Here is a 12630-nt window from a genome sequence, read left to right on the forward strand (position 1 = left end):
AGTGGAAATGCAGAACGACCGGTCCCGAGGGACCGGCCGTTCTCATGGGGTGAGCGAGGGGACTTGAACCCCCGGCATCTAGGACCACAACCTAGCGCTCTGCCAACTGAGCTACGCCCACCATCGCCGCCGTGGCAGCACATGAAAAGTGTAGCGGTCTTTGGGAGTCGTTTCGTACCGGGTTTCCCGCGAGCCGGTCAGGGTTTTCGCGCGGACACGGTCTCGGCCAGTTCCCTGGCGGTGGCGGAGTCGGGTCCAGGCTGGGGCACGAAGACCGCCGCGCGGTAGTAACGCAGCTCCCGGATGCTCTCGACGATGTCGGCCAGCGCGCGGTGGCCGCCCTGCTTCTCGGGCGAGGCGAAGTAGACCCGCGGGTACCAGCGCCGGGCCAGTTCCTTCACCGAGGAGACATCGATCATCCGATAGTGCAGGAAGGCGTCCACGGCGGTCATGTCCCGGGAGAGGAACGACCGGTCGGTGGAGATGGAGTTGCCGCACAGCGGAGCCTTCTTCGGCTCCTTGATGTGCCCCTTGATGTATTCGAGCACCATGGACTCGGCCTCGGCCAGCGTGACGCCCCCGCTCAGCGCGTCCAGCAGGCCGGAGGCGGTGTGCATCTCGCGCACCACCTCCGACATCTGCTCGATGGACTCGGGCGGGGGTTTGATGACCACGTCCACACCTTCGTCAAGCTGGTTCAGCTCGCCGTCGGTGACCACGCAGGCCACCTCGACGAGCGCGTCACGGCCAAGGTCGAGCCCGGTCATCTCACAGTCGATCCAGACCAGCAGGTCACTCATAGCCTTCAGGGTAGTACTCCGTTACGAGAGCTTGAATGACTTGATCACCTTGTCCACCGTCGAGGTGCCGAGATTGTCGGGCACGCTGATGTAGGCCAGCGCCGCTCGGCTGCCCTCACCCCGGTCGACGATCAGGAACGCGGCCCGCTCCCGCTTCCACTTCCAGCCGTTGGCCTCGGACTGTTCGGAGAAATCCAGGTCGAAGACGAACAGCCAGGCGTCCTTGCCGCTCACCTTGACCGCCTTGTCCTCGACGATCTTCCGGCGGTGCGGGGGGCTGTAGAAGTTGGGCTCGACGACCTGCAGCAACGTCGCGGCGATCGAGCGCATGCTCTCGACACCCTGGTAGCCGTACTGGTCGGGAAGCTCGCCGGTCAGCACGTTGCCGACCCAGTTGCCGCCCTTGCCGTCGAAGTTCTCGTGGGCGGTGGCGACGGCCGCGCTGGTCCAGCTGAACCCGAGCCCGCTGCCGGGGCTGGGAGGCACCTGCCACGGCCCTTCGGGGATCTGGTAGGACAGGCCGGTCACGGGGTCGGTGATGCGCCCGTTTACCGGCTGGGGCGGCGGGCTCTGCGAGGGCGTCGGCTCGGGGGTCGGCTCCAGGCTGGGTTCCCGGCTCGCCGAGGGAGGCGGCGTACGGGGCGTGACGGGCTCGCCGGCCTCGTTCCTGCTGTCGGGGTTGATCAGATACATCGTGGCGACCACGATCACGACGATCAGGACCAGCACGCCGCCGCCGCCGAGGATCCACGGGAGCGGGCCGCTCTTGCGCGGTGGCGGCCCGGACGGGTGGACGCCGTACGGCGGGAGGGGCATCTGCGCCGTGTTGCCGTTCGGCTGCCCGGTGCCCGCCGGTCCCTGCTGTACGGTCTGCTGGTTCCACTGGCCGGTCGGGCCCGTCGCCGCGGGCTCTCCCTGCGAGGCGGGCGGCGCCTGCCAGGCGCCCTGCTCCGCGGCGGGAGGCTGGGAGGAGAAGGGGCCGGTCTGCGATCCCTGAGGCGTGCCCTGTCCTGGGACATCCGCCTGATGGGTGGCATCGGTCCACTGGTGGCCGTCCCACCACCGCAACAGCGGTGAGCCGTAGGGATCGGGGTACCAGCCGGAGGGGGTCTGCGTGGTCATGGCCGTCAGAGTAGTAAGAACGGCTTTGTACCGCATTGTGGACCTTGTGGATCACTCATGAACATTTGTAGGTGAAGGTGGCCCTGTCCTGGATCTTCTTGCCCTCGGGGGCCGGCGAGAGCAGCGACAGGACGACGGTTCCCTTGAAACTTCCCTCGCCCTTGACCGTCCAGTCCAGGCTCACCTCGTGCGAGGCCGCTCCGGACGAGATCTGGTCGGTCTGCACGATCGGCTCCTTGCGGTCGCTCCGCTTCCACTGGTAGCTGACCTCCCCGCCCGCGCCGTTGGTGTACAGGACGCCGGTGATCCTCACCGTCGTGTCGCAGCCCTGGGTCTTTTTGGGGGCGCTGACGTCCACCTTCGTCACCTCGAGCGGCGCCGACGAGCCGCGGAACAGCCAGAGCGCCAGCGCGCCCACCACCATCAACGCGAGGATCGCCGAGGAGAGGATCGTACGACCGCGACGCCGCCGGGCATGGGGGGCCGCGGCGGTCCTGAGCCGGTCGGAGGGCGGCTCGGTCTGCTGCTGGTCCCGGCCGGCCCGCCAGATCTGGGCGGCCGTGGTCTCGGCGGGCACCCCGGGGCCGAACCGCAGGACCACGTCCTCGGGCCGGTGCCCGTCGGCCTCCCGGGTTCGCTGCTCGCCGGTTCTCGGAACGTGGAGCAGTGTGACGATCTCCCCCTCGTCGGGGGCGGCCGGCACGGGCGGCGGGGGTCCTCCCCGGCCGGGCGCCTCATGTGCCGGCCAGCGGTGCAGGGTCTCCGCGAGTCTGGCACGGGTGGTGAACCCGGAGGGCAGCAGGTCACGCCCGGCGAGCAGGGCGTCGCGCGCGGCGGCGAGCCCCCGGATGGAGGCCGTCGCCGCCACCTGTTCCAGCAGCCCCGCGGCTTCCCGGTCGGCAGAGGCCCAGGTGGCGGCCAGCCCCCGGGCGAGTGACGCCCAGGCGGCCACGTCCCGCTCCGGCGCGGGCGGGCGGCCGAGCAGCGCGTCGAGCAGCCCCCGCTCGGCGAGCAGCGCCGACCCGTCCGGGGCGATCACCACGGTGCCCGGGTGGAGCTCACCGTGGACGAGCCCGGAGGAGTGGAGGGCCAGCAGCGTCCACGCCGTCTCCATCAGGACCGTGGCCGCGCTGCCCGCGTCGGGCCCGGGTGATCCGGGGGCGCCGGACAGCAGGTCGCGCACCGTCGGTGCGGCCGGTTCCGAGGTGATCAGCCAGACCTCGTCCTGGGCCGTGATGAGATCGGCGATCGGGACCAGCCCGGTCAGGCCGCTCTGCGTGAGCCTGCGGTCGGCGACCACGGCCGCGATCAGCCTCTCGCGGGCCGAGGAATCGGCGACCAGTCGCGGGTCGAACCTGAGTGTGCTTCCCCGCCGCCCGTCGGCCGCGACGGCCGACGACCAGATTCCCAGATCGCCGGCCCAGGTGCGGCCGGTCAACCGGAATCCGGCGACGCCGCCCCGATCAGTGTCCATGATTCGGCTCGTTCCCTGGTCAGCGGCGTTTTCTGTGCCGTCCCGCGATGCCGCGCTTGACGGCCAGTGTGAACGGCACGGCACCGCTTGTCACCAGGCCCAGCGCGAGGAGCGCCGAGGGGGCCGTCTCGGCGGGAGGCAGGGGCGAGGTGGTGAGCTGAGGGGGGTTCTCGGAGGTCGGGGTCCCCGCGGGAGTCGTCTCGGGGGGCGAGGACGTGGTCGGCTGTGTCGTCGGCCGCGTCCGGGTGGGGGAGGCCGACGGCTGGGTCGGGACCGCGGTCGGTGCCGTCGTCGGGGACGGCGGCCTGGTCGTGGGGGTGTTCGGTTTGCCGGGATCGCTGAGCGTGGAGTTCTCATCGGGGGCAGGAGGCTCCGACGCCTCCCCGGTCGGTTTCCTGGTCGGCCGCGCGGTCGGTCTCCTGGTGGGCGTCGCCGACGCCTTGGGGGTCGTGGAGGGCGTCGTGGCGGTCGGCGCGGGCGGGAGGCCCGAGGTGGTGCCGCTCGGCGTGGGGGTCGCCGAGGGCGCGCCCGTGGTCGGCGACGCCTCCGCGGGCTCGTCGGGTTCGTCGAGATCGTCGTCGTCCCCGGGGATCACCGTCTCCAGCGGGTCCGAGGGGGTCGGGTCCTTCGTGACGGTGGAACTCTGCGGCTGGATCGTCGTGGTGCCGCCCGATCCGACCAGCACCGCGGTCAGCCCGCCGATCACCCCGATGCAGCCGACGCCAATGAGGATCTTGACGCTCAGCTTGCTGAGCGAGGAGGTCCCTCCCCCCTTGCCGCCGAGGTCGGTGGTGGCCAGCGAGGTGTCGGCCGCCGGGGCGGGCGCGTCCAGCGGGAACATCCCGGCCAGCAGCCCGACGATCCCCGCCAGGCGGCGGCGGCCGCGCTCCTGCCAGTCGGGGCCATAGGCGTCGGCGGCCACGGCCTCCAACTCGGTGAGGAACGCGGAGGCGGTCGGCGGCCGGTCGGCGGCGTGCTTGGCCAGGCCGCGCTCCACCAGCCCCTGCAGGGCCGGGGGCACCTCCTCGACCGGCGGCGGCATGACCTGGTGCTGGCGGGCCAGCGCGGCGATGTTCGTGGCCCGGAAGGGTCGGGTGCCGGTCAGGCACTCGAAGAACACGACGGTGGCGGCGTAGACGTCCGTGGAGGGCCCGGCCGGTCCGCCCACCCACTGCTCGGGTGCCATGTAGGGGGGAGTGCCCGCGGGGGCGTCGCCGTCGCCGGAGCGGAGCGCGATGCCGAAGTCGACGAGTTTGCTCTTCCCGTCCGCCTCCACCATCACGTTCTCGGGCTTGAAGTCGCGGTGCACCACGCCCGCCGAGTGCGCGGCGGCCAGCCCCATGAGCGAGCCCTTGAGCACGAGCAGCGCCGCCTCCGGGCCGGTCGGACCCTCCGAGCGCAGCAGCGCGCGCAGGGCGACGCCGTTGATCAGCTCCATCACGATGGCCGCGCCGTCACCGGTCTCGACGTAGTCGTAGAGCCGGACGGAGTGCGGGCTGTTCAGGGTGTTGAGCACCCTTGCCTCGTGCCGGAAGCGCGCCACGAAGCCGACGTCGCCCCTGAGCTCGTCGGACAGGTACTTGATCGCTACCAGGACGCCGTCGGCATCATGCCGCGCCATCACCACGCGTCCCGCCGCGCCGGCGCCCAGCTCGCGGATCTCGGTGTATCCGGGGACTCGCCAGGCCGATGGCGTGCCGTACATAACGGTCTCCTCAGTTGTCTGGGCCCCCACCCATAACAGACGGACCGTAGCCTAGCCATACGGAAACGCATTTCGCGCATTAATCGCGAATCAGTCTCACTCCGCGAACAGCGCAGCGAGCAGCCGCTCCCTTCCGGGAGCGGCGGAGTCACGGATTGATCGGTGCGAACGGTAGGGCCTCGCGCGGACAGGCCCGTCGCGGAGGCCTAGCGAACGGGCGTGGCCCGCGACGCGATGTGCGCGGGAACGGGCAGGTCCCCGGTCATCGCGGGATCGGGCTCGGGGGCTCCCCAGACCTGGTGGAGCGGCAGGACCCCCGCCCAGATCGGCAGCTCGTAGTCCTCCTCGTCGTCGATCGGCGGGCCCTGGCGGACCTTCACCGACGCCTCGGCGAGGGAGAGGGCGAGCACCGTGGTCGCGGCGAGCTCCTTTCCGGTGGGCGCGCGGCTGGCGTCCCACTGGCCGGGGGCCAACTGCTCGGTGATCGCCCGCAGCCCGGCCAGGTGCTCCTCGCCCGACACCCGGCGGACGCGGCCGTAGACCATGGCGCAGCGGTAGTTGAGCGAGTGGTTGAAGGCCGAGCGGGCCAGCACGACGCCGTCCAGGTGGGTCACCGTGACGCAGACCTCGTCCGCGTTCCGCAGGGAGGTGGCGCCGGTGGAGCCGTGCACGTAGAGGGTGTCACCGATCCGGCCGTAACCGGTGGGGACGACCATGGGGAAACCGTCGACCACGACGCCCAGGTGACAGACCAGACCGGCGTCCAGCACCGCGTACAGATCCTCGCGAGAGGTCAGGCCCCTGTTCTTCGAGCGGCCGAGGGTGGTGCGGGGAGTCGTAGAGAGCATGGCACTAGCCTAGAGAGAAGTGGATACCGAGAACACATCCACTTCAATGCGCTTACAGGAGACCACTTTGCCGCGCCTCGCCGTCGACCTGCCCGTTTCGGTGGACCGCGAATCCGGTACGGCACTCGCCGTCCAGCTCGGCGACCGGCTCAGGGCCGCCATGCGCGACGGCACCCTCGCCTCCGGCGAGCGGCTGCCCTCCACCCGAGCCCTCGCCGGCCAGCTGGCGGTCAGCCGTACCGTCGTCACCGAGGCCTACCAGCAGCTGTACGCGGAAGGCTGGCTCGAAGGACGCCACGGCTCCGGCACCTACGTGGCCGACATGGTGGTCCCGCCCGTGAACGAGCGTGCTCCCGGCCCCCTCACCCCACCGTCCGCCGCCCTTCCAGGCTGGGACGCCCGGTCAGGGGACGGAGGGCAGGTGATCGACCTGCGTCCCGGGCGGCCGTGGGTCCACGACTATGACAGGGCGGCCTGGCGTAGGGCCTGGCGCGGAGCGGCCGACCTGCCGCCGGCGAGCGACCCCGACCCCCGCGGCCTGCCCAGGCTCCGCACGGCCCTGGCCGAGCACCTGCGCAGGACCAGGGCGATCCCCGTCGGACCGGAGAACATCATGGTCACCCGGGGCACCGGCAACGGGCTCGACCTGGTCGCCGCCACTCTCCTGCGGCCCGGTGATCGGGCCGGCGTCGAGGAGCCCGGCTACCGCGTCGCCAGGAACGTCTTCGCCGGGAGGGGAGCGGAGATCGTGCCCTGCCCGGTCGACGAGGACGGGGTCGTCGTCGACCGCCTCCCGGACGACCTGCGTGTCCTCTACACCACTCCGGCCCACCAGTACCCCCTCGGCGGCCGCCTGCCCATCCCGCGCAGGGAGCGCCTTCTCGCCTGGGCCCGCCGCACCGGCGCGATCCTCGTGGAGGACGACTACGACGCCGAGTTCCGCTACGACGTGGCGCCGCTGCCCGCCCTGCACGGCCTCGATCCCGAGCGGGTGGTGCTGCTGGGCAGCCTGAGCAAGGCCCTGACGCCGGACATCGGCGTCGGCTGGCTGGTCGCCCGGCCGAGCCTCATCGAAGCCATCGCCCTGACCAGGGACGGCCTGGCCGACCGTACCGGCGGCCCGGCCCAGCAGGCGGTGGCGGTGCTCTGCGAGCGGGGGGACCTGGACCGGCACCTGCGCCGGATGCGGCTGGAGTACGCGCGCCGCCGGGCCGTGGTCGTCGACATCCTCGGCTCCAGGGTCACCGGCGACACCGCGGGCCTGCACGTCATGGTGGAGCTCACGGAGCACGCGGTCACGCCGCTGGTCGAGGCCGCTCGCGTCCGTGGCGTGCTGCTCGACTCGATGACCCGCCACTACCACGGGCCGCAGCTGCGGCACGGCCTGGTGATCGGCTACGGCTCCGTGTCGCAGGCGGACCTCAGGCGGGGCGTCTCGGTGGTCGCCGAGTTGATCGGGCCAGAAAGGACCGTTCCCACCCCGCCGCGAACCCTCCTCAGGAGGAGGACTGCAGGGACGTCCGCAGGCGGCCGTACGTTTTGAGCGCGCGGTCGGCGGTGGTGCGCAGGAGCGGGTTGGCCAGGACCGTGCCACGCGCCTTGCGCACCGGCACCCGCAGCATCCAGTGGACCCCGGCTCCGGGGCTCAGCCGGGCGACCCGGCCCTCCGAGACCTCGTACTCGCCGTTCTTCAGCTTCTCCTTGTACTCCTTCTCCCCGCGGCCCATGTCGATGACCTGGATCCCGGCCTCGGCGGCCTTCTCGGCCATGGCCAGGTGGTGGATCAGACCGGGGGAGTACTTCGCGAAGGCGGTGTCGTAGGCGGGGAACCAGCCCGCGAGCGTGGTCCCGGTGCGCAGGCCGAAGTGCCCGGCGATCGGCCGGTCGTCCAGGTAGACCATGTCGAGGACCCCGCCGAAGTGCTCGGTGTCGGTGGCGAGGAACCGTTCGACCAGCTCCACGATCCACGGCCGGGCGAACCTGTCGTTGCGGCCGGTGCGCCGGTACTGCTCGGTCTTCCAGCCGAGCAGTGTGCGCAGCGGCGCCAGGTCGGTGGTGGCGTAGTCGTGCCGGAGCGGCCCGGCGTCGCGCTGGAGCTTGCGGCTCTTGTACGCCGTCGAGCGGTAGGTCTTGCCGGAGGTCACCTTGATCGTCTCGATGTACGACTCGAAGCCGTCACGGAGATCGATGATCGGTGAAGGGTGCCTGCTGTGCCCCGGCTGGAGCAGCGGCTGCCCGGCGATCAGGTGGTCGAACTCGTAGACGGCCAGGCCGCAGGCCCTGATCAGGCTCTGCGCGTCGATCTCCACATCCTTGGCGTGGACCAGCCCCTGCGCGTCGGTCAGGCCCGCGGCCACGGGCATGCCGATACCCATCGGATGGCGTTCGAAGGGGAAGAACCCCACCACGTCCTGTCCTTCGTGCAGCACCGCGACCCGGACGCGTTCCTGCAGGGCACCTACGGTGATTGTGAACTCCGGCGACAGGAACGGGCTGTCGAAAGCGGCGTCGGCACCCTGGAGGGTTCTCCAGCGGTCGATGTCGACCGGTCCGAGATCACGGGGTTGAACGACTGAGACGCGCATGAGCTCCTACTGGGATGTGCGGGGTCCCCTTACGTCATCCTGTGCAGGATGCCGCAAAGCCCAAGCATGCTGGTAGGGACGTAATGTAACGATAAAGTACGGAAGGGATCTCCTCGTAGCGGGGAGGCAACGTTTCGGGATCTCATTGTGGGACTCCGGCTGGCGCCACCCACCCGAGTGGCGTTCTAATAAGGGCCATGAGCACCCCTGGCATCGACTGGCCCCGCCTCGTCGAATGGATCGCGGCCAACGTCCCCGGCGCCGGCGAGCCCACCGGGGTCTCCCTGATCGCCGGTGGCAGGTCCAACCTGACGTACATCGTCGAGACCTCCGAGCGCCGCCTGGTGCTGCGTCGGCCGCCGCTGGGCCACGTGCTGCCGACCGCCCACGACATGAGGCGCGAGTGGCGGGTGATCTCGGCGCTCGCGCCGACCTCGGTCCCGGTGCCGGAGCCGGTCGCCTTCTGCGCCGACCAGGACGTGATCGGGGCGCCGTTCTACCTCATGGCGCATGTGGACGGCGCGGCGGTGCGGAGCCAGGAGGACACCCGGGATCTCACCCCCGAGCAGACCCGGAGGCTGTCGGAGCGGCTGGCCGAGGTGCTCGCCGAGATCCACGCGATCGACTACGAGAAGGCGGGCCTGGGGGACTTCGGGCGCCCCGAAGGATACATGGCCCGCCAGCTGGAGCGCTGGGGACAGCAGTGGGAGCGGTCGAAGACCGGCGAGTTGCCCGCCTACGACCGCCTGGTGGCCCTGCTGCGTGAGCGGCTGCCCGCCCGCTCGGCCTCGACGTTGGTCCACGGTGACTACCGGCTCGACAACACGCTCGTGCGCGTCTCCCCGGACCCCGACATCCTCGCCGTCGTCGACTGGGAGATGTCCACGCTCGGCGATCCCCTGGCGGACCTCGGCCTCACCCTCACCTACTGGCAGGACCCCGGCGACACCGAGCGCGCCTCGATCCCGGTCGCGGCGGGCGTCACCGTGGCCCCCGGCTTCCTCACCGCCCGCGAGTTCGCCGCGCACTACGCCAAGGCCTCCGGCGCCGACCTGTCCGACCTGGACTTCTACCTGGCCTTCGGCAACTACAAGCTCGCCGTCATCGTGGAGGGCATCCACGCCAGGTTCAAGCAGGGCAAGACCGTCGGTGAGGGCTTCGAGCACATCGGCGCCGCCGTCCCCACCCTCGTCGACCGGGCGCTGCGGGTCCTGGAGGGCTGAACCCGCGGTGCGGGTGTCGCACGGCCAGGTGAACCATGGGCGTGACGGGAACTACTTCTGGGTTTCAACCGTCATGCAAGTCGCCATGGATACGCTGGCGACGCGACCGGTAACGCTTGTCTGTGAACCAGCTCGGCTCACCGTCACGTCCGTTGTCGCTGTGGAACGCTACATTCGTTGACCTGCGAGGATCGAGGAATCGGTGATACCGACTAACGGACGGCACCAGCGACGGCGCCCGGCCTGGCCGGTCGCACTGGGAGCGATGGCGGTAACGGTGGTGCTGGTGGTCGGCATCATCGCCTTCGCTGTCAAACCGGATATTCCCCGCGGACAGCGCATGACAATTCCTCCCACCCAGGCGGCACCGACGTTGGAGGAACCACCCGCGGTCCAGAGCTGGCCACGCTGGGGCATCACCCACACCGAGTTCAGCGCCGACAACGAGAGCGGCGCGGTCACCGAGTCCGCCTCCCACATGCTCAGCCGGGTCCCGATGCTGCAGAACCAGCACATCATGGGCTGGGGCGCGGGCAACCCCGAGCCCGCACCCGGCAAGAACGACTTCCGCGACCTCGACCGTCGGGTCAGGTTCATGTCCAGATCCCAGGCCATCCCGATCATCACGCTCTGCTGCGCGCCCGACTGGATGAAGGGCGGCACCTCCGGCCGGACCGACTGGACGCAGCTGGAGACGGCGCCCCGGCGCGAGCACTTCGACGACTACGCCAAGCTCGCCGCGACGGTCGCCAGGCGCTACCCCACGGTCAAGCACTACATGGTCTGGAACGAGTTGAAGGGTTTCTGGAACAACGCCCAGAACCGCTGGGACATCGAGGGCTACACCGAGCTCTACAACAAGGTCTACGACGCGCTGAAGGCCGTGGACAAGGACATCAAGGTCGGCGGGCCGTACGTGTCGGTCGGCAGCACCACCACTCCCGAGCAGGGGGCGGAGATCCAGGGACCGTGGGGCAGCGTCGTCCAGCGTGACCTGGAGGCGGTCGAGTACTGGATCGAGAAGAAGAAGGGCGCCGACTTCATCGTCGTCGACGGGGCCTCGGTCACCAGGGAGGCCGGTGCCTACCCCGACGAGTTCACCGCCCTGGGCAAGTTCGGAGCCCTCACCACCTGGCTGCGGCAGAAGAGCGGCAACCTGCCGGTCTGGTGGGCCGAGTGGTACGTCGAGCCGGACAGCAGGGAGTGGAGCGAGGAGCGTCGCATCGCGGTGCAGACCGCCGCGATGATGGAGTTCGCCACCAGCGGCGTCACCACCTCGCTCTACTGGAGCCCCCAGCGCAAGTCCACCGGCGACGACCAGATCTGCCTGGGCTGCCTGTGGCACCCGAGCACCGGTGCGGAGATGCCGATGGCGGGCATCCTGAGCGGCTTCACCAAGTGGTTCCCCCTCGGGACCGAACTGGAGACGGTCACCTCCTCCAACGAGAAGGTGCGGGTCCTCGCCCAGGAGCGGCAGCTCGTGATGGTCAACACCACCGACGCGGCCGCGAACACCACCGTGGACGGCAAGCAGTTCGAGTTGAAGCCGTACGAGGTCAAGTGGAGCGAGCGCACCGGCGAGGGGTGAGCGCGGCAGGGCGGACGGCTAGGCGCGCTCGGGGCGGGCCGGGGAGCGGGAGGGCCTGCGCCAGTTGGTGAACCAGCGCAGCAGCCACTCCACCGGCCCGTACCGGTGGCGGCTCAGCCACCATCGGCTCCACACGGCCTGGACCGTGAAGATGGCGATGCCGATCGACACCACGGAGAACGGGCTGAGCTGGTCGACCAGGCTCATCCCGTAGCCGGTGAAGATCAGTGAGCTGATCAGAGATTGCCCCAGGTAGTTCGTCAGCGCCACCCTGCCGGGAGGCACGAGCGCCCCGGCCAGGCGAGGTGCCGCGGGGAGCAGGCGCAGCAGGGTGGCGGCGTAGGCCGCGGCCAGCAACGGCGCGGTGACCAGGTTCACCGACTGGCCGACCATGTGGTACGCGTGCCCGCCGCCCGACCAGGTCGCGTGCGTGTAGACCACGGCCCCGGCGAGGCCGACGGTGAACCCCGCCCACTGCAACCGCCGCAGCGTCGCCGTGTGCCCGGACAGATCTCCCAGCAGGCGCATCTTGCCCAGTGCCAGCCCGACCAGGCAGGCGGCGAGCACCGTGGGCCCCTGGAAGAAGACCCGCAGCACGAAGATCCTGGCCAGTTTGTGCAGGTGCTCATTGATGATCATGGATGCGGAGCCGTGCAGGGCACGGTCGGACATGGCGGCCTGGGCGGCGTTCTCGGAGACGGCCCTTGAGGCGTCGGTGCCCAGCGTCGCCAGTAAGGCCAGCAGCAGCATCCCCACCGCCAGCGCCACGGTCAGCGCGACCGCGGAGACCATCGCGGTGCGCGGGGTGATCCGCCGCACCGCCAGCAGGACCAGCCCCACCACCGCGTAGGTGGCCAGGATGTCACCGGGGAACAGCAGGATGCCGTGGGCGAGGCCGAGCAGGAACAGCCCTCCCAGGCGGCGCAGGAACCTGGGGACGAACGCCGTCGCCGAGGCGTGGGCCGAGTCGAGCTGGAGGGTGAAGCTGTAGCCGAACAGGAAGGCGAACAGCAGATAGAACTTGTTCTCGAAGAACAGCGAGACGACCCAGCGCACCTCCCAGTCGAGCGGCGCGGAGAACGACGGCGTCGCCAGCCCCGCCATCCGGTATCCGGAGGCGAGGTAGGTGATGTTGACCACCACGATGCCCAGCAGCGCGAAACCGCGCAACGCGTCGACCGCTGCGATCCGCCGTCCCGAGGTCTGGGTGGAGCTCCCCGCCCGGCCACGGGGTTCCCCTGTGAACATCCAACCGTCCTTCGACCAGGCTCTGAGACAGGTGTCT

At 70.4% G+C, this 12630-nt stretch carries 10 protein-coding genes and 1 tRNA gene; 3 read left to right on the forward strand and 8 right to left on the reverse strand.

The features are described from left to right. Positions 1–45: 45 nt before the first annotated feature. From ACFQVD_RS42530 to ACFQVD_RS42555, 6 genes are all read right to left on the reverse strand, one after another. Positions 46–121: transfer RNA gene (locus tag ACFQVD_RS42530), tRNA-His, on the reverse strand. 76 nt (positions 122–197) lie between these two features. After that, positions 198–800 carry an oligoribonuclease gene (gene orn, locus ACFQVD_RS42535; protein WP_343969729.1) on the reverse strand — a complete coding sequence of 201 codons (603 nt, stop codon included), beginning with the start codon at positions 798–800 and terminating at the stop codon, positions 198–200. Between the two features lie 21 nt (positions 801–821). Continuing rightward, complete coding sequence (locus ACFQVD_RS42540; RefSeq protein WP_343969732.1) at positions 822–1922, reverse strand: DUF2510 domain-containing protein; 1101 nt, start codon at positions 1920–1922, stop codon at positions 822–824. A 55-nt stretch (positions 1923–1977) separates the two neighbouring features. Beyond that, on the reverse strand, positions 1978–3396 hold the full coding sequence (locus ACFQVD_RS42545) for a hypothetical protein (RefSeq protein WP_343969735.1): 1419 nt from the start codon (positions 3394–3396) through the stop codon (positions 1978–1980). 19 nt (positions 3397–3415) lie between these two features. Beyond that, a complete protein-coding gene (locus ACFQVD_RS42550; protein ID WP_343969738.1) occupies positions 3416–5101 on the reverse strand; it encodes a serine/threonine-protein kinase in 1686 nt (561 codons plus the stop codon). Positions 5102–5307: 206 nt separating this feature from the next. Continuing rightward, the gene (locus ACFQVD_RS42555; RefSeq protein WP_343969741.1) at positions 5308–5949 is read right to left on the reverse strand and encodes a pyridoxamine 5'-phosphate oxidase family protein; all 642 of its coding nucleotides are present in this window, start codon (positions 5947–5949) and stop codon (positions 5308–5310) included. Between the two features lie 67 nt (positions 5950–6016). Here ACFQVD_RS42555 and pdxR point away from each other — a divergent pair, with 67 nt between their 5' ends. Beyond that, the gene (gene pdxR / locus ACFQVD_RS42560) at positions 6017–7492 is read left to right on the forward strand and encodes a MocR-like pyridoxine biosynthesis transcription factor PdxR (protein ID WP_343969744.1); all 1476 of its coding nucleotides are present in this window, start codon (positions 6017–6019) and stop codon (positions 7490–7492) included. On the opposite strand, the gene ACFQVD_RS42565 is transcribed toward pdxR, so the two are convergent. Then, positions 7446–8534, reverse strand: coding sequence for a GNAT family N-acetyltransferase (locus tag ACFQVD_RS42565; RefSeq protein ID WP_343969747.1), 1089 nt, complete (start codon positions 8532–8534; stop codon positions 7446–7448). The two genes, pdxR and ACFQVD_RS42565, sit on opposite strands and share 47 nt — an antisense overlap. 197 nt (positions 8535–8731) lie before the next feature. Between ACFQVD_RS42565 and ACFQVD_RS42570 the strand changes: the two genes are divergently transcribed. After that, positions 8732–9757, forward strand: coding sequence for a phosphotransferase family protein (locus ACFQVD_RS42570; RefSeq protein ID WP_343969750.1), 1026 nt, complete (start codon positions 8732–8734; stop codon positions 9755–9757). Positions 9758–10022: 265 nt separating this feature from the next. After that, a complete protein-coding gene (locus tag ACFQVD_RS42575) occupies positions 10023–11345 on the forward strand; it encodes a GH39 family glycosyl hydrolase (RefSeq protein WP_343969753.1) in 1323 nt (440 codons plus the stop codon). 18 nt (positions 11346–11363) lie between these two features. Here ACFQVD_RS42575 and ACFQVD_RS42580 read toward each other — a convergent pair whose 3' ends face one another. Continuing rightward, on the reverse strand, positions 11364–12593 hold the full coding sequence (locus ACFQVD_RS42580; RefSeq protein ID WP_343969756.1) for a DUF418 domain-containing protein: 1230 nt from the start codon (positions 12591–12593) through the stop codon (positions 11364–11366). Between the last annotated feature and the right edge of the window lie 37 nt (positions 12594–12630).

Source organism: Streptosporangium amethystogenes subsp. fukuiense (assembly GCF_042665875.1).
In the GTDB taxonomy this organism is placed as follows: domain Bacteria; phylum Actinomycetota; class Actinomycetes; order Streptosporangiales; family Streptosporangiaceae; genus Streptosporangium; species Streptosporangium fukuiense.

Bases quoted from the DNA above. Each gene is read 5' to 3' on its own strand.
- orn (WP_343969729.1), bottom strand. From the start codon at position 800: ATGAGTGACCTGCTGGTCTGGATCGACTGTGAGATGACCGGGCTCGAC.
- ACFQVD_RS42540 (WP_343969732.1), bottom strand. From the start codon at position 1,922: ATGACCACGCAGACCCCCTCCGGCTGGTACCCCGATCCCTACGGCTCA.
- ACFQVD_RS42545 (WP_343969735.1), bottom strand. From the start codon at position 3,396: ATGGACACTGATCGGGGCGGCGTCGCCGGATTCCGGTTGACCGGCCGC.
- ACFQVD_RS42550 (WP_343969738.1), bottom strand. From the start codon at position 5,101: ATGTACGGCACGCCATCGGCCTGGCGAGTCCCCGGATACACCGAGATC.
- ACFQVD_RS42555 (WP_343969741.1), bottom strand. From the start codon at position 5,949: ATGCTCTCTACGACTCCCCGCACCACCCTCGGCCGCTCGAAGAACAGG.
- ACFQVD_RS42565 (WP_343969747.1), bottom strand. From the start codon at position 8,534: ATGCGCGTCTCAGTCGTTCAACCCCGTGATCTCGGACCGGTCGACATC.
- ACFQVD_RS42570 (WP_343969750.1), top strand. From the start codon at position 8,732: ATGAGCACCCCTGGCATCGACTGGCCCCGCCTCGTCGAATGGATCGCG.
- ACFQVD_RS42575 (WP_343969753.1), top strand. From the start codon at position 10,023: ATGGCGGTAACGGTGGTGCTGGTGGTCGGCATCATCGCCTTCGCTGTC.
- ACFQVD_RS42580 (WP_343969756.1), bottom strand. From the start codon at position 12,593: ATGTTCACAGGGGAACCCCGTGGCCGGGCGGGGAGCTCCACCCAGACC.